Annotated in this window: 25 protein-coding genes, 1 tRNA gene and 2 pseudogenes; 15 read left to right on the forward strand and 13 right to left on the reverse strand. The window is 54.4% G+C overall.

The genetic code is table 11. The features are described 5' to 3' along the window. The 3 genes and pseudogenes from RTK32_RS04690 to RTK32_RS04700 form a co-directional block, all read left to right on the forward strand. A pseudogene (locus RTK32_RS04690) lies at positions 1–208 on the forward strand (fumarate reductase subunit C); the annotation flags it as partial. Continuing rightward, complete coding sequence (gene frdD / locus RTK32_RS04695; RefSeq protein ID WP_312042339.1) at positions 208–561, forward strand: fumarate reductase subunit FrdD; 354 nt, start codon at positions 208–210, stop codon at positions 559–561. The pseudogene RTK32_RS04690 and the gene frdD, both read left to right, overlap by 1 nt. 73 nt (positions 562–634) lie before the next feature. Next, on the forward strand, positions 635–1,159 hold the full coding sequence (locus RTK32_RS04700) for a lipocalin family protein (RefSeq protein ID WP_312042340.1): 525 nt from the start codon (positions 635–637) through the stop codon (positions 1,157–1,159). Positions 1,160–1,207: 48 nt separating this feature from the next. Here the strand turns inward: RTK32_RS04700 and RTK32_RS04705 are convergent, their stop codons facing one another. Then, a complete protein-coding gene (locus RTK32_RS04705; protein WP_034939964.1) occupies positions 1,208–1,342 on the reverse strand; it encodes an entericidin A/B family lipoprotein in 135 nt (44 codons plus the stop codon). 268 nt (positions 1,343–1,610) lie between these two features. Next, positions 1,611–2,177 carry an elongation factor P gene (gene efp, locus RTK32_RS04710; protein ID WP_125290277.1) on the reverse strand — a complete coding sequence of 189 codons (567 nt, stop codon included), beginning with the start codon at positions 2,175–2,177 and terminating at the stop codon, positions 1,611–1,613. 41 nt (positions 2,178–2,218) lie between these two features. Here efp and epmB point away from each other — a divergent pair, with 41 nt between their 5' ends. Next, positions 2,219–3,247, forward strand: a complete 1,029-nt coding sequence (gene epmB / locus RTK32_RS04715; protein ID WP_312042341.1) for an EF-P beta-lysylation protein EpmB — start codon at positions 2,219–2,221, stop codon at positions 3,245–3,247. 58 nt (positions 3,248–3,305) lie between these two features. Here the strand turns inward: epmB and RTK32_RS04720 are convergent, their stop codons facing one another. The 5 genes from RTK32_RS04720 to RTK32_RS04740 form a co-directional block, all read right to left on the reverse strand. Beyond that, complete coding sequence (locus tag RTK32_RS04720) at positions 3,306–3,656, reverse strand: DUF4156 domain-containing protein (protein WP_312042342.1); 351 nt, start codon at positions 3,654–3,656, stop codon at positions 3,306–3,308. 126 nt (positions 3,657–3,782) lie between these two features. Continuing rightward, entirely contained in the window at positions 3,783–4,184 is a 402-nt protein-coding gene (locus tag RTK32_RS04725; RefSeq protein ID WP_312042343.1) for a hypothetical protein, read from the reverse strand. A 74-nt stretch (positions 4,185–4,258) separates the two neighbouring features. After that, entirely contained in the window at positions 4,259–5,905 is a 1,647-nt protein-coding gene (groL, locus tag RTK32_RS04730) for a chaperonin GroEL (RefSeq protein WP_312042344.1), read from the reverse strand. Positions 5,906–5,949: 44 nt separating this feature from the next. Further along, positions 5,950–6,243 (reverse strand): co-chaperone GroES, encoded by a 294-nt coding sequence (locus RTK32_RS04735; protein WP_125290273.1) that lies wholly within the window; start codon positions 6,241–6,243, stop codon positions 5,950–5,952. 223 nt (positions 6,244–6,466) lie between these two features. Next, positions 6,467–6,928: an FxsA family protein gene (locus tag RTK32_RS04740; protein WP_312042345.1), complete on the reverse strand. Its 462-nt coding sequence runs from the start codon at positions 6,926–6,928 to the stop codon at positions 6,467–6,469. A gap of 310 nt (positions 6,929–7,238) precedes the next feature. Here RTK32_RS04740 and aspA point away from each other — a divergent pair, with 310 nt between their 5' ends. The 5 genes from aspA (at position 7,239) to RTK32_RS04765 (ending at position 12,912) form a co-directional block, all read left to right on the forward strand. Next, entirely contained in the window at positions 7,239–8,669 is a 1,431-nt protein-coding gene (gene aspA, locus RTK32_RS04745; RefSeq protein ID WP_312042346.1) for an aspartate ammonia-lyase, read from the forward strand. Between the two features lie 113 nt (positions 8,670–8,782). Then, the gene (locus RTK32_RS04750) at positions 8,783–10,084 is read left to right on the forward strand and encodes an anaerobic C4-dicarboxylate transporter (protein WP_312042347.1); all 1,302 of its coding nucleotides are present in this window, start codon (positions 8,783–8,785) and stop codon (positions 10,082–10,084) included. A 181-nt stretch (positions 10,085–10,265) separates the two neighbouring features. Further along, complete coding sequence (locus RTK32_RS04755; RefSeq protein ID WP_409451062.1) at positions 10,266–11,990, forward strand: protein-disulfide reductase DsbD; 1,725 nt, start codon at positions 10,266–10,268, stop codon at positions 11,988–11,990. Positions 11,991–12,052: 62 nt separating this feature from the next. After that, the gene (gene dicD, locus RTK32_RS04760) at positions 12,053–12,631 is read left to right on the forward strand and encodes a division control transcriptional repressor DicD (protein WP_312042349.1); all 579 of its coding nucleotides are present in this window, start codon (positions 12,053–12,055) and stop codon (positions 12,629–12,631) included. 205 nt (positions 12,632–12,836) lie between these two features. Further along, positions 12,837–12,912, forward strand: a tRNA-Phe gene (locus tag RTK32_RS04765). 269 nt (positions 12,913–13,181) lie between these two features. Here the strand turns inward: RTK32_RS04765 and RTK32_RS04770 are convergent. After that, positions 13,182–13,412: a transcriptional regulator gene (locus RTK32_RS04770; RefSeq protein WP_409451061.1), complete on the reverse strand. Its 231-nt coding sequence runs from the start codon at positions 13,410–13,412 to the stop codon at positions 13,182–13,184. A gap of 106 nt (positions 13,413–13,518) precedes the next feature. Here RTK32_RS04770 and RTK32_RS04775 point away from each other — a divergent pair, with 106 nt between their 5' ends. The 3 genes from RTK32_RS04775 to RTK32_RS04785 all read left to right on the forward strand — a co-directional run bounded on the left by RTK32_RS04775 (position 13,519) and on the right by RTK32_RS04785 (position 14,760). Next, positions 13,519–13,779 carry a helix-turn-helix transcriptional regulator gene (locus RTK32_RS04775; protein WP_312042350.1) on the forward strand — a complete coding sequence of 87 codons (261 nt, stop codon included), beginning with the start codon at positions 13,519–13,521 and terminating at the stop codon, positions 13,777–13,779. Between the two features lie 186 nt (positions 13,780–13,965). Further along, positions 13,966–14,385 (forward strand): translesion error-prone DNA polymerase V autoproteolytic subunit, encoded by a 420-nt coding sequence (gene umuD / locus RTK32_RS04780; protein WP_312042351.1) that lies wholly within the window; start codon positions 13,966–13,968, stop codon positions 14,383–14,385. A gap of 3 nt (positions 14,386–14,388) precedes the next feature. Then, positions 14,389–14,760: a hypothetical protein gene (locus tag RTK32_RS04785; RefSeq protein ID WP_312042352.1), complete on the forward strand. Its 372-nt coding sequence runs from the start codon at positions 14,389–14,391 to the stop codon at positions 14,758–14,760. 401 nt (positions 14,761–15,161) lie between these two features. On the opposite strand, the gene RTK32_RS04790 is transcribed toward RTK32_RS04785, so the two are convergent. From RTK32_RS04790 to RTK32_RS04800, 3 genes are read right to left on the reverse strand one after another with little or no spacing between them, the layout of a single operon-like run. After that, entirely contained in the window at positions 15,162–15,746 is a 585-nt protein-coding gene (locus RTK32_RS04790) for a YceI family protein (RefSeq protein ID WP_312042353.1), read from the reverse strand. Positions 15,747–15,776: 30 nt separating this feature from the next. Further along, positions 15,777–15,938, reverse strand: a complete 162-nt coding sequence (locus RTK32_RS04795) for a hypothetical protein (protein WP_312042354.1) — start codon at positions 15,936–15,938, stop codon at positions 15,777–15,779. Positions 15,939–15,954: 16 nt separating this feature from the next. Beyond that, positions 15,955–16,812, reverse strand: a complete 858-nt coding sequence (locus RTK32_RS04800; protein ID WP_312042358.1) for an SDR family oxidoreductase — start codon at positions 16,810–16,812, stop codon at positions 15,955–15,957. A gap of 126 nt (positions 16,813–16,938) precedes the next feature. Here RTK32_RS04800 and RTK32_RS04805 point away from each other — a divergent pair, with 126 nt between their 5' ends. Beyond that, complete coding sequence (locus RTK32_RS04805; protein WP_312042359.1) at positions 16,939–17,322, forward strand: helix-turn-helix domain-containing protein; 384 nt, start codon at positions 16,939–16,941, stop codon at positions 17,320–17,322. A gap of 227 nt (positions 17,323–17,549) precedes the next feature. On the opposite strand, the gene treF is transcribed toward RTK32_RS04805, so the two are convergent. After that, positions 17,550–19,193: an alpha,alpha-trehalase TreF gene (treF, locus tag RTK32_RS04810; RefSeq protein ID WP_312042360.1), complete on the reverse strand. Its 1,644-nt coding sequence runs from the start codon at positions 19,191–19,193 to the stop codon at positions 17,550–17,552. Positions 19,194–20,167: 974 nt separating this feature from the next. Between treF and RTK32_RS04815 the strand changes: the two genes are divergently transcribed. Both RTK32_RS04815 and RTK32_RS04820 read left to right on the forward strand, forming a co-directional pair. Further along, complete coding sequence (locus tag RTK32_RS04815; RefSeq protein WP_312042355.1) at positions 20,168–20,797, forward strand: LysE family transporter; 630 nt, start codon at positions 20,168–20,170, stop codon at positions 20,795–20,797. Continuing rightward, entirely contained in the window at positions 20,797–21,711 is a 915-nt protein-coding gene (locus tag RTK32_RS04820; protein ID WP_312042356.1) for a LysR family transcriptional regulator, read from the forward strand. The genes RTK32_RS04815 and RTK32_RS04820 overlap by 1 nt, the downstream gene beginning before the upstream one ends. Positions 21,712–21,715: 4 nt before the next feature. Here RTK32_RS04820 and RTK32_RS04825 read toward each other — a convergent pair. Next, a pseudogene (locus tag RTK32_RS04825) lies at positions 21,716–22,011 on the reverse strand (translation factor (SUA5)); the annotation flags it as partial.

Genomic DNA, 22,011 nt, shown 5'->3' on the forward strand with positions numbered 1-22,011 from the left:
TCCCATCCTGTTGCTGCTAAACCTGATTGCCCTCGCGGCCGCGCTGTTGCACAGCAAAACCTGGTTTGAGCTGGCCCCCAAGGCATCGATTATTATTATCGGCGACAAAAAGCTGCCATCCGGCCCGATTGTAAAAGGCCTTTGGGTTGCAATGGTGCTGATTAGCATCGCCATTCTGGCCGCTGTTCTGCTGGTGCAGGAGGGATAATGAAAAACAAAAATCGTTCTGACGAGCCGCTGTTCTGGGGGCTTTTTGGTGCAGGTGGCATGTGGGCCGCGTTGGTGTCGCCCGTAGTCGTGCTGCTGGCGGGTATCCTGATGCCGCTGGGGCTTTCCCCCTCGTCGGCCTTCAGCTTTGAACGCATTCTTGGCTTTGCACAAAGCTGGCCGGGCCGCCTATTTCTTTTTCTGGCTATCGTCCTGCCGCTCTGGTGCGCGGTGCACCGACTGCACCATATGACGCATGACCTGAAGATCCACCTTCCTGCCGGTCAATGGCTCTTCTATGGCCTGGCCGCCATCCTGAGCATTGTCACCGCTATTGGCGTGCTGACGCTTTGAGTCCCGGGCGGCTTCGAGCCGCCTGCGCAAAATGCGCCTATACTTAAGCGGTTCAAACGCAAAGGAATCGCTTATGTCTCTCTGGAAAATGCTGGCCGCAGGCGCCGGTGCCCTTCTCTCCGTGGCCTGCACGACAACCCCGCCGAAAGGCGTGACGCCCATAGAAGGCTTTAACGCCGACCTTTATCTGGGCAGCTGGTATGAAATCGCCCGTCTGGACCACCGCTTTGAGCGCGGTCTGGATCACGTGACCGCTACCTACAGCAAGCGTGACGACGGCGGCCTGAAAGTGGTCAACCGCGGCTTTAACGTCAAAAAACAGCGCTGGCAGGAAAGCATCGGCAAAGCCTACTTCACCGGCTCACCAAGCCAGGCGGCGCTGAAAGTCTCCTTCTTCGGGCCTTTTTATGGCGGTTATAACGTGATCGCGTTGGATAAAGATTACCAGCACGCGCTGGTCTGCGGGCCAAACAGAAACTATCTGTGGATTTTATCGCGTACACCGCAGCTCGACGACAAAGTAAAAGAAGAGCTGACGGCGAAAGCGCGTCAGGCTGGTTTTGACGTTAACAAGCTGATTTGGGTAAAGCAGGATTAGCGTAAAGCAGGAAACAAGAAGGCCGGTGTCTACACACCGGCCTCTCTTTTATTGAGCGCTTCGCTGGATCGCTCGCCCACCTGCGGACACGTCTTCGCCTACCCCACGCGTGGTATTACAGGCGGTAAGCGCAGAAGAGAGCACCAGAACGGAAAAGATCGCGACAATACTTTTCTTTAGCATAACCAGTTCCTTTTTATCAGAAGTAAAGTACAGCGAGTTAAGCATAGTCGTAATTTCGCGAATGCGTCTGGCGAGGCGGAAAGGAAGATGAAGGCTCAGCGGGCCGCGTGTGGGATGACGCCGCCAGGATGCCGGACGTTTTGGTCAAAGCCGTGAAAAGTATGACGGGCGCGCAGGCCATTAACAGCGTAACCGCAATAAAAAAGAGGCGGTTCATAAAGCAGACTCATTATAAGAATAAGGGCCTGCGCAGGCAGGCCCATACCACTTATTTTACGCGAGAAACGTATTCACCCGAACGGGTATCTACCTTAATCACTTCGCCAATCTGAACGAACAGAGGCACTTTCACTACCGCGCCAGTAGACAGTTTGGCTGGCTTGCCGCCGGTACCGGCGGTATCGCCTTTCAGGCCTGGATCGGTATCAACAATCTCCAGCTCAACGAAGTTTGGTGGCAGAACCTGAATCGGTTTGCCGTTCCACAGCGTCACGATACACTCTGCGTTGTCCAGCAGCCATTTTGCCGCGTCGCCAACGGTTTTCTCTTCAACAGGGTGCTGTTCGAAGGTTTCCGGGTGCATAAAGTGATAGAACTCGCCGTCGTTGTACAGGTAGTTCAGGTTGGTATCCACCACGTCTGCGCCTTCGGCGGAGTCGGTAGACTTAAAGGTTTTCTCAACGCGAGTACCGGTCAGCAGGCGACGCATTTTCACACGTGCAAACGCCTGGCCTTTACCTGGTTTAACGAACTCGCTGGATTCGACGGCGTAAGGTTCGCCTTCGAACATGATTTTAAGACCGGGACGGAAATCGTTGCTAGAATAAGTCGCCATAAAGGCCCTCTACAATTTAATACTGGTACTTAGCCAAAAAAATGGCACACATTGTAACCCTAAATACCCCTTCGCGAGAAGAATGGTTGCATCAACTTGCAGATGTAATCACCGACCCTGATGAATTATTACAGCTTTTAGGCCTTGATTCACATCCTGAGCTTCGGGGCGGCGCCAACGCGCGCCGTCTTTTTGCTCTGCGCGTTCCCCGCGCTTTTGCGGCAAGAATGCAAAAGGGCGATCCGCAGGATCCCCTGCTGCTCCAGGTGATCACCCAAAGCCAGGAGTTTATCGATGCGCCAGGTTACAGTACCGATCCGCTCGACGAGCAAAGCAGCGTAGTGCCGGGTCTGTTACATAAATATCATAATCGCGCGCTGCTGTTGGTGAAAGGCGGCTGCGCCGTCAACTGTCGTTACTGCTTCCGCCGTCATTTTCCCTATTCGGATAATCAGGGCAACAAGCGCAACTGGCAGCAGGCGCTGGAGTATATCCGACAGCAGCCGCAACTGGATGAAATAATTTTCTCCGGGGGCGATCCGCTGATGGCGAAAGACAGCGAACTGGCGTGGTTAATGACCGAGCTGGAGCAGATCCCCCATATAAAAAGGCTGCGTATTCACAGTCGTTTGCCGGTGGTCATCCCTGCTCGTATTACCGCAGCGCTTTGTCAGCGGCTAGCTGAGTCCAGGCTGCAAACGCTGATGGTGACGCATATCAACCATGCGCAAGAGATTGACGATGACCTGCGGGAAGCCATGCGCCAGCTGAAGCGGGCGGGCGTAACGCTGCTGAACCAGAGCGTGCTGCTGCGAGGCATCAATGACAGTGCCGCTACGCTGGCCGCGCTGAGCAATGCCCTGTTTGACGCCGGGATCCTGCCCTATTATCTGCACGTGCTGGATAAAGTACAGGGCGCGGCACATTTCTATGTTTCCGACGAGCAGGCGAGGAAAATTATGCGGGAACTGCTCGGTCAGGTTTCGGGCTATATGGTACCGAAGCTGGCAAGGGAGATTGGCGGCGAGCCAAGCAAAACGCCGCTTGATTTACAGCTGCGCCAGCAGTAGAAAAAAACAGGAGAAGCGATGATCTTCTCCTGTCCGTGTAATCCGTTCTGCTAACGCCTCAGGGACATTTATAAACCTGACCGCTCATCTTGCTATCCAGCGGCGCGAAGCTTGACCAGATGTTCTGCGTTGGGCTGGTTGCGCCGTAAATCACATTGCCGCCCATTGCCGCCGCGCGATTACGTAAATCGTTCGCCGCGCCGCGCAGTGAGCTGCTTTCGCCGCCGCCTGCACCGCTCAACCAGTTGCTTTGCGAACCGGTCAGATTGCCCAGCAGCTGACAGTTACTTGCCGGTTGTTGGTCGGTGAAGGTGACGCGTTCACCTGCTGAACTCAGTTGGGTAGAGCTGCTACAACCCGTCAGCAGCACCGCCGCGACAGAAAGCCCCAGCAAGACGTTAATCCGCATTTTAATCTCCATTATTATTTACAGACCCATCCGCAGGTTAACATAAAATCTGCGATCCATTGAATACATCCAGAAATGGCGGTGAGATTGCCTGTTCTCCGGAAGAAGTGAGGAATTGATAATTCATTATCTGCCCAGATGAACCATGGTACGGCGGGGTTTTTCAGGCTGGCCGGGCGGGCTGATGCACAGCAGTAAGGTGCGCCATGTCAGCACGGCCGGATAAGCAATGGGCGCGGAGAGGATGATCCATGCCAGCATGGTCGAACAAGCGATAGAAAGTGGGATGGCTGCCCTCGTCCGCATGGTCGAACAAGCGATAAAAAGCGGGATGGCTGCCCTTGCCCGCATGGTCGAACAAGCGATAGAAAGTGGGATGGCTGCACTCGCCAGCATGGTCGGACAAGCGATAGAAAGTGGGATGGCTGCCCTTGCCCACATGGTCGGATAAGCGATAGAAAGTGGGATGGCTGCCCTCGCCAGCATGGTCGAACAGGCGCGGGTCGTCCTTTCGCGGACTACCTGCATTTCCGTCAAAGATTTCAGGCGAAAAAAAACCTGCCATCGCTGGCAGGTTTTTTCGTCTGGAGGCGGGCGCCGACTTACATCATGCCGCCCATGCCGCCCATACCACCCATGCCGCCGCCTGCACCTAAGTCTGGCGCGTCAGCTTTCGGCAGGTCAGTGACCATGCACTCGGTGGTAATCATCAGGCCCGCAACGGAAGCCGCGTACTGCAGTGCAGAACGGGTGACTTTGGTTGGATCCAGGATACCGAAGTCGATCATGTTGCCGTATTCTTCGGTCTGTGCGTTGTAACCGTAGTTACCGTCGCCCGCTTTCACGTTGTTGGCAACCACAGATGGCTCTTCGCCTGCGTTAGAAACGATCTGACGCAGTGGGGATTCCATTGCGCGCAGCGCAACTTTGATACCCACGTTCTGGTCTTCGTTCTGGCCTCTCAGCTCGGTCAGCAGAGCCGCAACACGTACCAGCGCCACGCCGCCACCGGCAACCACGCCTTCTTCTACTGCTGCACGGGTAGCGTGCAGAGCATCTTCAACGCGAGCTTTCTTCTCTTTCATTTCAACTTCAGTTGCTGCGCCCACTTTCAGTACGGCCACGCCGCCTGCCAGTTTCGCTACGCGCTCCTGCAGTTTTTCACGATCGTAGTCAGAGGTCGCTTCTTCGATCTGCTGACGGATCTGAGTCACGCGGCCAGAGATCACAGACTCTTCGCCCACGCCATCGATGATGGTAGTGGTGTCTTTGTTGATCACTACGCGTTTTGCCTGACCCAGGTCTTCCAGCGTCGCTTTTTCCAGCTCCATACCGATCTCTTCAGAGATAACGGTACCGCCAGTCAGCACAGCGATGTCCTGCAGCATAGCTTTACGACGGTCGCCGAAGCCTGGTGCTTTAACAGCAGCCACTTTCACGATGCCGCGCATGGTGTTAACAACCAGGGTAGCCAGCGCTTCGCCTTCAACATCTTCTGCGATGATCAGCAGAGGCTTGCTTGCTTTTGCCACGGCTTCCAGCACCGGCAGCATTTCGCGGATGTTGGAGATTTTTTTATCAGCCAGCAGGATGAAAGGTGATTCCAGCTCAACCGCACCGGTTTCTGGCTTGTTGATGAAGTAAGGAGAAAGGTAACCGCGATCGAACTGCATCCCTTCAACCACGTCCAGCTCGTCCTGCAGGCCGGTGCCTTCTTCAACGGTGATAACGCCTTCTTTACCTACTTTTTCCATCGCCTGGGCGATCAGGGTACCCACGCTCTCATCGGAGTTAGCGGAGATAGTACCAACCTGAGCAATGGCTTTAGAGTCGGAGCAAGGAACGGAGAGCTTTTTCAGCTCATCAACCGCAGCGATAACAGCCTGGTCGATACCGCGTTTCAGATCCATCGGGTTCATACCCGCGGCTACGGCTTTCAGACCTTCGGTGATGATAGACTGTGCCAGAACGGTTGCAGTGGTAGTACCGTCACCTGCCGCGTCGTTCGCTTTAGAGGCCACTTCTTTTACCATCTGCGCGCCCATGTTTTCGAACTTGTCGTCCAGCTCGATTTCACGTGCAACGGAAACGCCGTCTTTGGTGATGGTTGGTGCGCCGAAAGATTTATCCAGAACAACGTTACGGCCTTTCGGACCCAGGGTTACTTTTACTGCATCTGCCAGTACGTTAACGCCACGGAGCATTTTTACGCGAGCGTCGTTGCCAAATTTTACGTCTTTAGCTGCCATTATCAATATCCCTTAAATTCGTTTCGTTCAATGAGTTACGTAAATTACGCTTCAACAATTGCCAGAATGTCGCTTTCAGAAATGATCAGCACTTCCTGGTTGTCGATTTTCTCAGTTTTCGCACCGTAGCCTTCGCTGAAGATCACAACGTCACCCACTTTAACGTCCAGTGGTTTGACTTCGCCGTTTTCAAGGATACGGCCATTGCCAACAGCCAGCACTTCGCCGCGGGTAGATTTCCCTGCTGCTGAGCCGGTCAGAACGATGCCACCAGCTGATTTAGATTCCACTTCTTTACGCTTGACGATAACACGGTCGTGCAATGGACGAATTTTCATTGATAGCTCTCCTTTGAGAAGTCCAATCAGTCATTTTGGGATGAATGCCGGGCTTCACTGGCACCGGCCTCGTGACGGAAGAGATAAGGACAGCGCCGGGCGCTTTCAAGGGGTAAAAAATAAAAATTTTGCTTCTGCGTCACAACTGCACAAATAACAGACAGCGAAAAGGCGGGGAAACGGCGGGAAAAAAGAAAAGGCGGGTTACCCGCCTTTCTGAAGATTACTGTTTATCGCGTTTGTCATCGTGTTCGATAAGCGTTGTGTCTTTACGCTCATATTCACCGTCCACGGTGTAGCCGCTGTCCGGCCCCGCGCCCTGCCCGCGCCAGCCACGCAGATGCGGCATCAGCTTCAGCGTCAGGTGTTTCTGCACCGGCGGCAGCAGCAATAGCAGGCCCAGGAAATCGGTAAAAAAGCCAGGTAGCAGCAGCAGGAAACCGGCCAGGATTAGCGAAACGCTTTTCAGCATCTCCGCCGCCGGACTTTCGCCCGCCGCCAGCTTTTGCTGCATCAGCATAAAGTTTTTCATGCCTTCGTTTTTCACCAGCGAGATACCGATGCACGAGCTAAACACCACCAGCAGCAGCGTCAGCAGCACGCCCATCACATGGGCAACCTGGATAAAAATAGTGATCTCAATCCAGGCGAGAACGAAAAGTACTAAAAACGGTAACCAGCGCACCGCAGTCTCCTGTCGGTTAGAGCCGCCCTGCACCAGACACAGCGGCAAAAAAAGGATTGTGTCCCTTAAACATGGGCACGATGCCCCGTCTTTTCAACCAACAGCGGAAAATTCCCTGCCGCCTCGCCGGTTAAACGGCCGGATGCCCGCGCCAAAAAAACCTCGCCATAAAGTGAAAAGCGTCAATGTTTTGACGAATATAGTGGTGCTCCTGATGCCGCAAACCGTTACCATATTCTCCCGGACTGATGGCGACTCCTGAATCATTCTGACCCTGGCTTATAACCGGCAGCATAACAAGAAGGTGCTCATGGCTAATGACATTCGTATCGAAGAAGACCTGTTAGGTATGCGAGAAGTTCCGGCGGATGCTTACTATGGTGTTCATACGCTGCGTGCAATTGAAAATTTCTATATCAGTAACAGCAAAATCAGCGATATTCCGGCCTTTGTCCGCGGCATGGTGATGGTGAAAAAAGCGGCCGCTATGGCGAATAAAGAGCTGCAAACCATTCCGCGCAATATTGCTAACGCCATCATCAAAGCCTGTGATGAAGTCCTGATTAACGGCAAATGTCTGGATCAGTTTCCGGTTGATGTCTATCAGGGTGGCGCCGGAACGTCGGTTAATATGAACACCAACGAGGTGCTGGCCAATATCGGTCTGGAGCTGATGGGCCATCAAAAAGGGGAATATCAGTTTCTGAACCCCAACGATCACGTTAATAAATGCCAGTCCACCAACGACGCCTACCCTACCGGCTTCCGCATTGCGGTTTACAGCTCTATCCTGCAACTGCTGGACGCTATCGGCAAACTTAGCGAAGGTTTCGAACGCAAAGCTCTTGAATTCAACACTATCCTGAAAATGGGCCGTACCCAGCTACAGGATGCCGTGCCGATGACGCTGGGCCAGGAATTCCACGCGTTTAACGTGCTGCTGAAAGAAGAGATCAAAAATATCCTGCGCACTGCCGAGCTGCTGCTGGAAGTGAACCTGGGCGCAACGGCTATCGGCACCCGTCTTAACACGCCAGAAGGTTACCAGCAGCTGGCCGTACAGAAGCTGGCGGAAGTCAGTAACCTGCCCTGCGTGCCGGCAGAAGATTTAATCGAGGCGACGTCAGACTGCGGCGCTTACGTCATGGTGCACAGCTCGCTGAAACGCCTGGCGGTGAAACTGTCGAAAATCTGTAACGATCTGCGCCTGCTCTCCTCCGGCCCGCGCGCCGGTCTGAACGAGATCAACCTGCCGGAACTGCAGGCCGGTTCTTCTATTATGCCTGCCAAGGTGAACCCGGTCGTGCCGGAAGTGGTCAATCAGGTCTGTTTTAAGGTTATCGGCAATGACGTGACGGTGACGATGGCCTCGGAAGCGGGCCAGCTGCAGCTGAACGTGATGGAACCCGTCATTGGTCAGGCGCTGTTTGAATCGGTCTCTATCCTCACTAATGCCTGTGCCAACCTGCTGGAAAAATGCGTGGATGGTATCACCGCCAATAAAGCCGTTTGCGAAGCCTACGTCTTCAACTCTATCGGCATCGTGACCTATCTGAATCCCTATATCGGCCACCATAACGGCGATATCGTCGGCAAGATTTGCGCCGAAACGGGCAAAAGCGTGCGGGAAGTGGTGCTGGAGCGCGGTCTGCTGACCGAAACGGAGCTGGATGACATTTTCTCCACCCAGAATCTGATGTATCCGGTTTATAAAGCGAAACGCTATACCGATGAAGAGTAAGTCTCCGCGGTAGGCAAAAGGCACGTTAGTTCGTAGAACAACGTGCCTTTTTTTATGCCGCAAGTTACATGCTATCAACGAATTTATAACCAAACAGATCAGGGGAGCAAACTATGATTTTACCCGAACTTATTGTCGTCTTAGCGGCGATCTATCTGGGTGCGCGACTGGGCGGCATCGGCATCGGCTTCGCTGGTGGTGTGGGCATGCTGATCCTGACGCTGGGGTTTCAGATTAAGCCAGGCGCCATCCCGTTCGACGTGATTGAAATCATCATGGGTGTGATTGCCGCTATCGCCGCGATGCAGGTGGCGGGCGGGATGGATTATCTGGTCAGCCTGGCCGAACGTCTGCTGCGCAGGCATCCGCGCTATATTACTTTTCTGGCACCGCTGGTGACTTATGCGATGACGCTGCTGGCCGGCACTGGCCATACGGCGTTCTCCACGCTGCCGGTTATTGCCGAAGTCGCGAAGGAACAGGGCGTTCGCCCTTCCCGCCCGCTTTCCATTGCGGTTGTCGCCTCGCAAATCGCGATTACCGCTTCGCCCATCTCTGCCGCCGTGGTGTTCCTTTCCGGCATTCTGGAGCCAAAAGGCGTCAGCTATCTGGGCCTGCTGGCCGTCGCTATTCCTTCCACGATGGTTGCGGTTTTCCTGGCCGCGATGATCACCAATTTTTTGGGTAAAGAGCTGCATGAGGATGAGGTTTATCAGCAGCGTCTGGCAAAGGGCGAAGTCACGCTGCGTGGCGAAACGGTCTTTAAAGAGAAGCCGGGCGCGAAAAGATCGGTGCTGCTGTTTTTAATCGGCATTATTGCGGTAGTGCTTTACGCCACGGCCATTAGCGAAACCGTTGGGCTGATCCCCCATCCCGTGCTGCCGCGTAACGAAGCCATCGTGATCTTTATGCTCACTATTGCGGCGCTAATCTGCCTGAGCTGCAAAGTGGATACCGCAAAAATTCTCTCGGCCAGCACTTTTCGATCGGGTATGAGTGCCTGTATCTGCGTGATGGGTGTGGCCTGGCTGGGCGATACCTTTGTAAAAGCCCATATCAATGAAATTCAGGATTTTGCCGGCAGCCTGCTGCGGGACTATCCGTGGATGCTGGCGGTGATCCTCTTTTTCGCCTCCACGCTGCTCTATTCACAGGCCGCCACCACTAAAGCGCTGATGCCTGCGGCGTTGCTGCTGGGCGTGTCGCCGCATACCGCGATAGCTTCTTTCGCCGCCGTCTCGGCCCTGTTTGTCCTGCCAACTTATCCTACGCTGCTGGCCGCGGTGGAGATGGATGACACCGGCTCAACCCGCATCGGGAAATTTGTGTTTAACCACTCCTTTATCGTGCCGGGAACGCTGGCTATTGTGCTGTCGGTCGCTTTTGGCTTTCTTTTTGCGCATCTGTTCCTGTAGCGATGAGGCCCGCCCGGCTCACTCTTTCTGACGGGCCGGTTTCCGCTTTTTTCAGCGTGACTTCCTGGCAAAGCCGCCGCTGTCGGGCCGTGATATAGTCTGTGCCCTGTACAAGATCCCTTGAACATCGGGGATCGCCCGTTTTTTGATTTATATCGGTAGTGGAAAAATGATCCCTGTCATAATGAAACGCCTCACAACCTGCCTGCTGCTGACGTTGGTCGCCCTTTTTAGTACAGGCGCGAGTGCCTCGCTGTTTGACAAGAACGCCAACAGCCATTTCGGCACCGTCGATCAGGCTTTCAGTTTCGATTTCAGCCAGCGGGCCGACAGGCTCACGCTCAGCTGGACGGTTAAGCCGGGTTACTATCTTTACCGCCAGCAAATTTCCCTGACCGCGCACGGCGCGAAGCTGGCCGACTGGACGCTGCCAGCAGGCAAGCCGCATGAAGATGAATTTTACGGTAAGACCGAGATCTATCCCGACAGCCTGACGGTACCTTTAACGCTCCTGCAGGCAGATAAGGGTGCCACGCTTAGCGTGACGTACCAGGGCTGCGCCGCGGCCGGTTTTTGCTATCCGCCGGAAATCCGCAGCGTGCCGCTTAATGAAGTCGCCGCTGCCAGCTCACCGCCCGCCGGTTCGCCCCCGGTAAGCCATGCCAATGCCGACAATTCGGCGACCGCGCCGACCGCTGCCAGCCTGCCCTTTTCACCGCTTTGGGCGCTGTTGATCGGCATCGGCGTCGCCTTTACGCCGTGCGTGCTGCCAATGTACCCACTGATTTCCGGGATTATCCTTGGCGGCAACCGTCGCTATTCGTTAAAGCGCCTGTTTGCGCTTGCCATGCTCTACGTGCAGGGTATGGCGCTGACCTATACCGCACTGGGCGTGATTGTTGCCGCCGCGGGTCTGCGCTTTCAGGCTGCGCTGCAGGCGCCGGCCGTGCTAATCGGCCTTTCCGCAGTGTTTATCCTGTTGGCGCTGTCAATGTTCGGGCTGTTTACCCTCCAGCTGCCTTCTGCGTTGCAAACGCGGCTGACGCTGTTAAGTAATCGCCAGCAGGGTGGTTCGCTGCCGGGCGTCTTTTTAATGGGCGCGCTGGCCGGGCTAATTTGTTCGCCCTGCACCACCGCGCCGCTTAGCGCCATCCTGCTGTATATTGCGCAAAGCGGCAACATGCTGGCCGGTGCTGGCACGCTCTGGCTTTACGCCATGGGCATGGGGCTGCCGCTGATTGTGGTTACGCTGTTCGGCAACCGTCTGCTGCCGAAAAGCGGCGCATGGATGCAAACGGTAAAAGAGGGCTTCGGCTTTGTGATCCTGGCGCTGCCGGTCTTTCTGCTTGAACGCCTTGTGGGCGACGTTTGGGGGCTTCGCCTGTGGAGCCTGCTGGCCGTCGCCTTTTTCGGCTGGGCCTTTATCAGCCTGAAAGCCACGAATGGCTGGCTGCGTCTCGGGCAAATCCTGATGCTGGCAGCAGCGCTGGTCGCGGCGCGTCCTTTACAGGACTGGGCTTTTGGTGCACCCACGGCACAAAACCGTCCGACATTGAGTTTTACGCACATTACTACGGTCGACCAGCTGGATCGGGCGCTGCAGCAGCATAACGGCATTACCATGCTCGACCTCTATGCCGACTGGTGTGTGGCCTGTAAGGAGTTTGAAAAATATACGTTTAGCGAGCCACAGGTACAGAATGCGCTGAATAAAACGCAGCGGTTACAGACGAACGTCACGGCCAATAATGCGGAAGATAAAGCGCTGCTGGCACGGCTGAACGTGCTGGGACTGCCTACCATCCTGTTTTTTGACGCCAGCGGCAATGAAATCCCCGGCTCACGCGTGACCGGTTTTATGGACGCCACGGCCTTTCGGCAGCATTTGCAGAAATTGTCGCAGTAAACGACACTAGAGAAGAATTTTACGGTCGCGGCCGTAAGTAATGCATTCAAGAGGAGAGTCGCTTGCAACGTGAACAGGTACTCGAGCATGCACTGAACGTACTCGAGCAGAACGGGCTGGCCCCCTCCACATCTTTCGCCATGATGGCGGAGGCGGCAGCCTGCCAACAGGAAGATTTACAACGCTACTGGCCCGACCGCGAGGCGCTGCTCTACGACGCCCTGCGCTATCACAGCCAGCAGGTTGATATCTGGCGGCGCAAACTGCTGCTGGATGAAACCATGGGCCCGGCACGTAAGCTGCTGGCTCGTTACCAGGTGCTGGAAGAAGCCGTTAAAAACAATCGCTATCCCGGCTGCCTGTTTGTGGCCGCATGCAGTTTTTATCCGCAGCCCGATCACCCCATTCATCAGGTCGCCGAGCAGCAGAAGCGTGCCTCCTGGCACTATACCCACGAGCTGTTAACCCAGCTGGAAACCGACAATCCCGAACTGCTCGCCCATCAAATGGAGCTGATTCTGGAGGGCTGTCTGAGTCGGCTGCTGGTAAAACGCAACGTGCAGGAAGTGGCCACGGCCCGTTCGCTGGCGGAAGACGTGCTGAGTATCGCTCTGTGCCGTAAGAACGGTGCTTTGAGCTAGCGCGTCGCGCCCTCCGGCGCACTGACCCCGAGGCCGTAGTTAAAGCAAGCTGTATGTGGGGAACCTGAAAAACGGAATTTTTCAGGCAGAGTGGCATAACTTTCAGGCTGACTGTCTGAAAAGCAGGCAGTCAGTCACGCTTTACCGTTTTTTTATGACAAAGCCGTTGACGGCAGACGGCCTTTACGGTTTAATGCGCCCCGTTGCCCGGATAGCTCAGTCGGTAGAGCAGGGGATTGAAAATCCCCGTGTCCTTGGTTCGATTCCGAGTCCGGGCACCACTTATTCAGAAACGGACGCCCTCGGGCGTCCGTTTTGCTTTTTACGCCCTTCTGCACGTTCTTCCCTGATAGCGGCTCTTGTTTGCCTGCTGCACGTTTTACCCCTGTTCAGCCATCAGTAACCCTCTGCCAAACTAAATCGCAGGATCGCTGCCACATTCGCTGGTGGAAAAAGAGTGTTCGCGCTCAAACTATCAGCTCTCAAGGCGGCGCCAGTATCGGTGAGAAAAAAAAGATGCCGGGCCATGTGATATGCCCTGAGCAGTACGTTAGCGTGGTCTGAATTTAATATAGCGTGATGGCCAGATGTGCTCCGGCTCGGTACCCAGCGCGGCGGCAATCAGCTTCTCGCCTTTCGGCCAGTGTCGACTCAGCGCATTGGCCAGGGTGGAAGAAGCCAGTCCGGCCTCGCGGGAAACGGCAGAAAGCGTCGTGCCTCTCTTCTTCAGTCCGGCAATAATATCAGCCGGGTGCCAGTCCTTATCGGTAATCTCTTTCATCCTTGTCAGCTTCCGTCAGACGTTGCTTGTTGAGTATCACTAAACAACTACGATGTTAAGTAATGCTAAACAGTAAGTCAATGTATGATTGTTGATGGTGTGACTGATGATCCCAGCCCGTCTTAAAGCCGCTCGTCTCCATGCCCGACTGACTCAGGAAAAGCTGGGCGTCCTCGCAGGAATTGAAGAAGAAACGGCCCGGTCCCGCGTTTCACAATATGAAGGCGGTATTCATCGGCCAACATTTGAAACGATGTGCGCCTTTGCAAAAGTGCTTAACGTGCCGGAGTGCTACTTTTATACCCTTGATGACGATTTCGCCGAGACGGTTTTAGCGCTCTGGCAAAAGAAAGCACGCCCGGCCTGATGCTGCTTTGTCAGGCATGAGAATGCTTTTCAGATAACTCCCCGTCCTGAGACCGCTTCCCTTCTCCCCCAACCGCTCCGGCCTCTTTTTCCCTCTCGCCCACCCTAAAAAAACGTTCATCAGGCTTGATCGTTTCCCGTAAATGATAATACTGTGTTTATATACAGCTTATTTCGGGATAACCCCATGAATTTACTTCGTCCTGCTGAGGTCCGTACGCTGCTGCAGCTGCCACTCTTTATGAGCCGGATACCCTGCGGCTCGCCCGCCAGCGTGCACGACCATGTTGAACAACGTCTGGACTTAAACGAGCTGCTGGTGCAGCGTCCACAGAGCACCTACTACATTCGCGTCAGCGGCGACTCCATGAAAGATGCCGGTATCGATGATGGCGACCTGCTGGTGGTCGATAACGGTCTTGCTGCCGATCACGGTGATATTGTCGTAGCGGCGGTAAACGGTGAATTTACGGTAAAAAAGCTGCAGCTGCGCCCGGACGTGCGGCTGCTGGCAATGAACGCGGCCTGGTCGCCGATAGTGCTGGCAGCCGAAGAGCAGCTGGATATTTTCGGCGTAGTCACTTTCACGATTAAAGCGATGGAATAGGTTATGTTGAAAAACCGGGTTTACCGCGCCTGTACGTTTGTCGAGCGGGCTTCGTCGTCACATCAGGTCAAGTTTCTGTTTAATCGGCTGCACGAGCTGGTGCCAACCAATGAAGATTGCTATCTCAGCGCCTGTAACGGCAGCCTTTGTATTATCGATCGCTATCGGCCTGCCGTTGCGGGCAGTCGCGTCCTGATCGATGTGGCCGGTCGCTGCGAATGGGCAAAGATTGGCCCTGATGCGCAGCAGATTGTTACCGATTTGGGTCAGATCCTGGAGGGAGAAAAACTGCATGAGGTGACGATCGTAGGCGTGGCAATCCGGGAAGTAGTGTCGACATATCGTTCCGCACCGGCTGAAGGGCACCCGCGCTGAACAGGTTTTTCCGGCTTTTCGGACTCACTGGGCGACAATGTCCCTAAACCTTCGTTACGGCTGCGCTAAGGCTGGTTCTGCCCGACAACAGTCCAACATCAGGGAACGTTGTAAGTTGCGTTAGCGACGAGACACTAAGCTGCGGCTTACGGACTGTCAGGAAATGGGATTACCAGGCTGCTGTTTTCGCCTGACCGCTTCAATGACGGTGCGCGGCACAGGAAGGGAGTGGCTCTTAGCGATTATCAAACCGATGCTGAAAACGAGGAAGCAGAAAGAAGTTGGGCGTCTCTGGGCAAATAACAGGGATATGCTGCATACGGCGACGCAAACAGAAGTTGTGCCCACTACAGCCGCTCTAAGGTACCGAGCGAGTCGGCACCTTAAAGTAAAAGCGGCTATTACTTCGCGTAGGCTTCGGTAGTGATAGTCAGCTTCACGTCGTCGCTGACGGCTGGTACATATTTATCCAGCTTAAAGTCGGAACGTTTAAAAGTCGTGGTGGCATCAAAGCCCACAGCTTCCTTTTTCACCATTGGATGCATACCCTGTTTGTTCAGCACCGCGTGCAGAACGACAGGTTTAGTGATGCCCTTAATGGTCAGGTCGCCATGGACATCCATCGTATTTTTACCGGTGCTGACCACTTTGGTGCTTTTAAAGGTCGCATTCGGGTATTTGGTCGCGTCGAAATAGTCGGGACCTTTAAACTCTTCGGTCAGCTTGTCTACGTGCGTATCAATGCTGTTCAGCGGGATGGTCACGTCTACTTTGGAATCGCTGACTTTGGCTGCATCAAAATCGATATTGCCGGTTACGCCAGACAGATCGGCCGTTGGATGAGAAAACCCAAAATGGGTCCATGAGGCCACGACGGACGTATGTGCGCTGTCCATGGCATAATTAACGGGCGCGGCGGCAGAAAATTGCGACCAGAGTGCAGAACTGATTAATAACGGTAAAGCGACTTTTTTAATTAACGTCATGCCGGTTGTCCTTATTTTCACCAGGAATGTTTAAGGATAGTGCAGCATTAACCGTTTGCCCGATAGTGAAGATATTTGACCGGCTTTGTCAAAAAGATTAGTCAACAGCCAGGGATCCCGACGATCTACAAAGCCAGCCGGGGATCCCTTTAGCGCTTTCAGCACGGGCACGGCACGTCTGGTAACGACCATCTTACCGTGTGCGGCCTCAGGCTTTGGCAACAAAGGCTTTGACTACTTCCTGCCACGGCGTGGTCGGCCGACCAATAGTTTGGCTCAAAGTACGGCTCTCATCATACAGCGCACCTTTAGCCGCACCGGCATCCGAATCTGCCAGCATCTCCGCCAGCGCCTCGGGCAAACCGGCTTCTTTTAAAACGGCGGCAAAGTCGGCCTGCTGCAGGTTCTGATAGCGAACGGCTTTCCCGCTGGCCTGAGCAATCTCCTCCGCAAACTGGCTCAGCGTATAGGCTTCATCGCCCGCCAGCTCATAGACCTTATGGACAGGCCCCTCGCGGGTCAAGATTACCGCGGCCGCTTCCGCATAATCCTGACGGCTGGCAGAAGCAATTTTTCCCTCGCCAGCCGCGCCGATAAATACGCCGTGCGCCAGCGCCGGGGCAATACTGGCAGCATAGTTTTCACTGTACCAGCCGTTGCGGAGAATAACGTAAGGGATACCGGATGTGATGAGCATCTGCTCGGTGGCACGATGTTCGCCACCCAGACCCATCGGCGAGCGGTCAGCATGGAGCAGGCTGGTATAAGCCAGCAGTTTAACGCCAGCCATTTTGACCGCATCGATCACCGCTTTATGCTGCGCCTCGCGCTGGCCGACTTCACTGGAAGAAATCAGCAGCACTTTTTCCACCCCGCGAAAAGCATCGGCCAGCGTCTCCGATCGGTTATAGTCACCCTGCCGCACCTGAACGCCCTTCGCAGTTAAATCGGCCGCTTTTTCTGGCGAACGCACGACGGCGACAATCTCTTCGGCAGGCGTTTTTTTCAATAAAGCCTCAATGACCAGGCGGCCAAGCTGACCGGTTGCTCCCGTTACAGCAATCATCATATTCTCCTCAGCGTCAAAAGCCCCTCCGGCCCGTGCCGGAAGCGTTGTGTTCAATTAGCCTATGCCATACACTAACCAAAAGTAAGTACTTACAGGTTTGTTAGTATGGAAAAAAGTGATCAAATGGCTGCTTCGCTTTGTGACCGCCTGCAAAGAGGGGAATTGTTAAACCGCGACTGCCCCTCGCGTGAGGTGCTAAAACGTCTGACCAGTCGCTGGAGTTTGTTAATACTGCTCGCCCTGGAAGACGATACGCTGCGCTTTGGCGAACTGCGGCGTAGAATCGGCGGCGTCAGTGAAAGGATGCTGGCGCAAACGCTGCGCTTTATGGAAGAAGACGGCTTTGTCGCGCGTATCGCGTATGAAGTGATCCCGCCGCACGTTGAATATCGGCTAACCGGGCTGGGCCATGAAGCGCGGGATCGTATCACCGGCCTGGCTGACTGGATCGAAACCAATCTGCACCAGATTATGGATAACCGCCGCCATTCCTCAACAGAGGAATAATGCCGTGCCGGTTTTATCAGCCCTCGCCTTACCACAGATTGGCTACGGTTGCTCACGGCAACAGGGTCAATAAAGATGGTAAAACGCTTTTTCGCGTGCTGGTCCGTTTATTGCTCTGGTCAACGGACAGGCTGTACGCTTCTTTTTTACCTGATGACACTAATTTCCGCACAGCGACAATTAAAAAGGCCTTCCTGAGGAAGGCCTTAAGAAATTAACCGCCGGACTTAACGCTTCGGCGCGATATCCGGATACATCGCCAACAGGCGTCGCGTTACGCCGTTTGTCCAGCCAAAGCCGTCCTGCAGCGGATACTCGCCGCCGCCAGCCAATACCGGCGCGCGGCCGGCAACATTATATTTCTCGACCATCTTATGATGACGATGGTAGGTAGCACCCGTTACCTGCAGCCAGCGTGCGGCGATTTCTTTCGCCAGCAGCTCCTCGCCATAATTGTTAAAGCCTTTGATCGCCATCCACTGCATAGGCGCCCAGCCGTTGGGCTTGTCCCACTGCTCGCCGGTTTCTTCAACCGTGGTCAGCACGCCGCCAGGCGCCAGCAGATGCGAGCGTACCGCCGTTGCGATAGCAGCCGCCTGCTCCAGGCTCGCCATGCCCACATAAAGTGGCGTCACCGCCGCCGCCGAGAACGCGCCTTTTTCACGCTTACGCCAGTTGTAGTCGCGGTACAGCTCCGCCTGCGGGTCCCACAGCCATGCGTCTACGGCTTCGCGGCGACGTACGGCTTTTTGTTGAAACAGCTCCGCCGTAGCCCGGTCGTTTTTACGTGCTGACAGTCGGGCAATTGTCGTTTCCAACTTATAGAGAAACGCGTTTAAGTCGATCGGCACGATGCTGGTAGTCTGGATGCTTTCCAGCCGTCCTGCCTCGCTCAGCCAGCGGGAAGAGAAATCCCAGCCAGAGGCTGCACCCGCCCGCAGATCGCGATAAACCTCACTGGAAGGCCGGGCGGAATTCCTGGCTGTTTCGACGTCCTCAATCCAGGACTCATCGCGTGGTGTATCACGGTCGTCCCAATAACGGTTCAGTACCGAGCCGTCCGGCATCATCACCACGTGTCGCCAGGCTTCGTTAGGCGTCAGCGAGTCCGCACCCTCCATCCAGAAAGCATATTCACGCTTAAGCTGGCGCAGATAGCGCTGACCCTGGCTGATGCCATCCTTTTCAAACAGCTCGACCATTAGCGCGAAGACCGGTGGCTGCGAGCGGCTTAAATAGTAGGTACGATTGCCGTTTGGAATATGACCATAAGTGTCGATCATCCACGCAAAGTTATCTGCCATCTGGCGCAGCAGCTCGGTTTGCCCACCAGCAGCAAAGCCCAGCATGCTAAAGTACGAATCCCAATAGTAAGTTTCGCCAAAGCGGCCACCCGGCACCACGTACGGCTCCGGCAACGGTAGCAGTGAAGAAAACTCAGAGTGTTTTTCTGGCTTGCGCGTTAACACCGGCCACAGCGAATCGATATGTTCGCCCATACTTTTTGCCGGATCGGCAACATAGCGGCTGTCGTTAACTTTTGGCAAATCGAAGTTTTCCAGCACGAAAGCCAACAGGTTAAAGTTTTCCCGCTCGCGCTGAATAAAATAACGATAAAGGATCCTCTCCGGTTCGATTTTTGGTGCACAGTCCGCAAAGGTTTTGCTGTCAGCGAAAATTCTCGCGCTCTGCACGGCTTCAAAGAGTTCCTGGTAGCGATCGGAAGGCGTCAGAATATCCGGCGCAGGCATTCCCCGAATAGGTTCAGGCTGCGGCTCGGCCAGCATATCCAGCGCATCATAATCGTGGTAATAGGCTTCATAATCCGCCAGGTTATTGTCAATGGTCAGGTCGTTATGATTAAAAGCGATAAAAACCTCCTGATGTCAGTAATTGACAATGTCATGTTCGGGTTATTTTACATATCAACAAAGTATAGTACTCCTGTCTCAGAGTGCAAACGAGCGCAAATATGACAGAAGATAACATCATATTTCAAAAAATAAATAACCAGGACGGAAAAGCTATTCCCCTGTTTCCCTGAAGGAGTAAAATCGCTTATCACCCTCACACACCTTAATAAAAAAAAAAGATAAAACAACAACATGAAATTCTTCCCCACCCGCAACACCCTTGCCAGACAGACAGCTCTCAGCCGTATATCTGTTGCTCACATATCGGCAAGCAGAAGAAAATGGGCTTACCTAAAACCAGCAATATAATTATTGTTCCGGCGGAAAAAATATTGAACTTTCTCATCTTTCTTATATTTAAAGTGCCTGATTCTGGCACAGGAAAAATACGACCATGCAAACGGAAGCGACAATATTTTCTGGTGGCTGATATCCTGTTTGAATACGACTGAAAAGAGTACAGCATCTGAAGTAAATAAAGTCGCCAGGTTATGCTCACGAAATTTCCATGAGTGAATATCCATATCTTTTATCGGGATACTTTTCCTACTATAAACAGTCCGGGTATTATTCACCGCCAAACGGGCTTATGCACGGCAGGCTGGCATTTTTCTGCCTGTGACTGTCTGTCCTTATTGTACTTTACTTGTGTCCCGTCAATCTTCCCGCAAGGCTTTCTCTTAAGCCAGCCCGAAGCAGCCTGTCTCTGCGGTGACTGCCACCCTCATTGCTATGACACAGCGGCGGAGTGCTCCGCTAAGGCAATTATTGTCGATCGTACTGGCGTCAGAAGAGAAAATCAGCTTAGTTTTACGAGGCGGCGCGCATTCCTGGCCCCTGTCCGTCTCAGCTCAATTTACTTCCCTCTGCTCAGCCATTAAGCTACGGCCACTCGAAAACTACCCGTTGTTCATGATTCAAGGAATAGTGCTATGTCGCTCCATCTCTGGCTTGCTTACGCCAGTATTATTGCCGTGCTCATCGCCGTGCCTGGCCCTTCTGCGTTAATCAGCATGACGCACGGGCTGCGCTATGGCCGACGCCGGGCGCTGGCGACGGTGGTCGGCGGCGTGATGGCGGCGATGACCCTGATGACCGCATCAGCGCTGGGATTGGGCGCCATTCTGGCAGCGTCCACCACCGCCTTCATCGTGCTGAAAGTGGTAGGCGCAGCCTATCTGATCTGGCTGGGCATCAGCGCCTGGCGTAACAGCGCACCGGCAGAAAGTCTGGTAGTAAACGACCAGCCACAGGCGATGCCCGGCCTGCTTAAACTGTTTCGTAAAGGCTATATGGTGGGCATCAGCAATCCTAAGGATCTGCTGTTTTTCGCCGCGTTGTTCCCTAATTTCGTGGATGCCAGCCAGCCGCATGCTATCCAGTTCGCCACGCTGGCCGTTACCTGGGCCATCACGGACTGCGGTCTGATGTTCGCTTATGCCTGTGCCGGGCGTCGTCTTTCTGGCGTGTTTGCTAATCCGTCGCGCTTGCGCCTGCTTAATCGTGCCGTCGGCAGCCTGTTTGTTTTTGCGGGCGGCGCACTGGCGATGTCTGCCCGCTAATGAGCGACATCGAAAACCTGCAAGCCATGGTCATTTTTGCCCGCGTGGCAGAAACCCTGAGCTATACCGAAGCAGCAAAACAGTTGGGCATGTCCAAATCGGCGGTCAGCAAAGAGATCGCCGCGCTGGAAGTGCGCCTTGGTGCAAAGCTGCTGCAGCGAACCACCCGCAAGATCACCGTTACCGAGGTCGGCATGACCTGGTACCACTATTGCGCGCGCATCCTCAGCGAAGTAAAAAGCGCCGGGCTTTTTATTCGCCGCTTTCATGAGGAGCCTACCGGCAGCCTGCGGGTGGTTGCGCCGGTTACCTTCGGTTGTCAGTGTATCGTGCCGGTGCTGAATCAGTTCGTGGCAGACAATTTGCACGTTAGCGTGGATCTCGACCTTACCGACAGGCCGGTTAATCTGGTAGACGACAATATCGATCTGGCTGTCGTTATCCGCCGCGACAGGCCGGAGCATCCGCACTGTCTGCCATTGATGGATATCAGCTGGGGGCTTTACGCCGCGCCAGCCTATCTTGAACGCTTTAGCGCTATCACCCGGCCGGAAGATCTGACGCGTCACGATTTTATTCTGTTTCGCGGCCCGGCCCACACCATTTCCCTTCCTTTTCGCAAAGAGAAACAGAAGCGGGATATCGAAGTGCGCAGCCGGTTTCGTGCCAATAACAGCACCGCGCTGGTCAATTCCGCCGTAGCGCAAACGGGCATTGCCTATTTGCCGGATTACGTTGCCCTGCAGGCCGTGGAGGAAGGAAAGCTTTGTCGGATATTGCCGGAATGGGAGATGGATCTTTATCAATCCTGGATACTGACCAAAGATGCCGGCCTGATGTCGCCGCGCGTCAGGCTGTTTACCGCCGCGCTACAGAAGGCGCTGAATCAGGGCGGAGCCGCCGCTCCGCCCTGAATAATCAGTAGTAATTACCGTGACGGTAATCCCAGGTAGTAAAGGTGTCCGACAGCATCGACATGATTTTATCCACATCCAGGCCTTTGCGGATCAGCACCGGGCAAGGCGTAACGTTGCGCTCGCCTTTCTGCTCCGGCACCAGCTTGCCGTTTTCGTCCACCATCGCCACCATAACGCCCTGCTCGTAGCGGGTTTTTTCAGATTCGTTAGGCTGGATGGACTTCACGTAGTCGTTGGCTTCAATAATCAGATCTGCCTGGGATTCGATACGCTCGCCGATCCCTTCGACCAGGCCGC

It is taken from the genome of Erwinia sp., assembly GCF_031978025.1.
In the GTDB taxonomy this organism is placed as follows: domain Bacteria; phylum Pseudomonadota; class Gammaproteobacteria; order Enterobacterales; family Enterobacteriaceae; genus Erwinia.

What these genes read in the sequence shown, in the direction of transcription:
- frdD (WP_312042339.1), top strand. Translation starts at nt 208, where the DNA reads ATGAAAAACAAAAATCGTTCTGACGAGCCGCTGTTCTGGGGGCTTTTT.
- RTK32_RS04700 (WP_312042340.1), top strand. Translation starts at nt 635, where the DNA reads ATGTCTCTCTGGAAAATGCTGGCCGCAGGCGCCGGTGCCCTTCTCTCC.
- RTK32_RS04705 (WP_034939964.1), bottom strand. Translation starts at nt 1,342, where the DNA reads ATGCTAAAGAAAAGTATTGTCGCGATCTTTTCCGTTCTGGTGCTCTCT.
- efp (WP_125290277.1), bottom strand. Translation starts at nt 2,177, where the DNA reads ATGGCGACTTATTCTAGCAACGATTTCCGTCCCGGTCTTAAAATCATG.
- epmB (WP_312042341.1), top strand. Translation starts at nt 2,219, where the DNA reads ATGGCACACATTGTAACCCTAAATACCCCTTCGCGAGAAGAATGGTTG.
- RTK32_RS04720 (WP_312042342.1), bottom strand. Translation starts at nt 3,656, where the DNA reads ATGCGGATTAACGTCTTGCTGGGGCTTTCTGTCGCGGCGGTGCTGCTG.
- RTK32_RS04725 (WP_312042343.1), bottom strand. Translation starts at nt 4,184, where the DNA reads ATGCAGGTAGTCCGCGAAAGGACGACCCGCGCCTGTTCGACCATGCTG.
- groL (WP_312042344.1), bottom strand. Translation starts at nt 5,905, where the DNA reads ATGGCAGCTAAAGACGTAAAATTTGGCAACGACGCTCGCGTAAAAATG.
- RTK32_RS04735 (WP_125290273.1), bottom strand. Translation starts at nt 6,243, where the DNA reads ATGAAAATTCGTCCATTGCACGACCGTGTTATCGTCAAGCGTAAAGAA.
- aspA (WP_312042346.1), top strand. Translation starts at nt 7,239, where the DNA reads ATGGCTAATGACATTCGTATCGAAGAAGACCTGTTAGGTATGCGAGAA.
- RTK32_RS04750 (WP_312042347.1), top strand. Translation starts at nt 8,783, where the DNA reads ATGATTTTACCCGAACTTATTGTCGTCTTAGCGGCGATCTATCTGGGT.
- RTK32_RS04770 (WP_409451061.1), bottom strand. Translation starts at nt 13,412, where the DNA reads ATGAAAGAGATTACCGATAAGGACTGGCACCCGGCTGATATTATTGCC.
- RTK32_RS04775 (WP_312042350.1), top strand. Translation starts at nt 13,519, where the DNA reads ATGATCCCAGCCCGTCTTAAAGCCGCTCGTCTCCATGCCCGACTGACT.
- umuD (WP_312042351.1), top strand. Translation starts at nt 13,966, where the DNA reads ATGAATTTACTTCGTCCTGCTGAGGTCCGTACGCTGCTGCAGCTGCCA.
- RTK32_RS04785 (WP_312042352.1), top strand. Translation starts at nt 14,389, where the DNA reads ATGTTGAAAAACCGGGTTTACCGCGCCTGTACGTTTGTCGAGCGGGCT.
- RTK32_RS04790 (WP_312042353.1), bottom strand. Translation starts at nt 15,746, where the DNA reads ATGACGTTAATTAAAAAAGTCGCTTTACCGTTATTAATCAGTTCTGCA.
- RTK32_RS04795 (WP_312042354.1), bottom strand. Translation starts at nt 15,938, where the DNA reads ATGGTCGTTACCAGACGTGCCGTGCCCGTGCTGAAAGCGCTAAAGGGA.
- RTK32_RS04800 (WP_312042358.1), bottom strand. Translation starts at nt 16,812, where the DNA reads ATGATTGCTGTAACGGGAGCAACCGGTCAGCTTGGCCGCCTGGTCATT.
- RTK32_RS04805 (WP_312042359.1), top strand. Translation starts at nt 16,939, where the DNA reads ATGGCTGCTTCGCTTTGTGACCGCCTGCAAAGAGGGGAATTGTTAAAC.
- RTK32_RS04815 (WP_312042355.1), top strand. Translation starts at nt 20,168, where the DNA reads ATGTCGCTCCATCTCTGGCTTGCTTACGCCAGTATTATTGCCGTGCTC.
- RTK32_RS04820 (WP_312042356.1), top strand. Translation starts at nt 20,797, where the DNA reads ATGAGCGACATCGAAAACCTGCAAGCCATGGTCATTTTTGCCCGCGTG.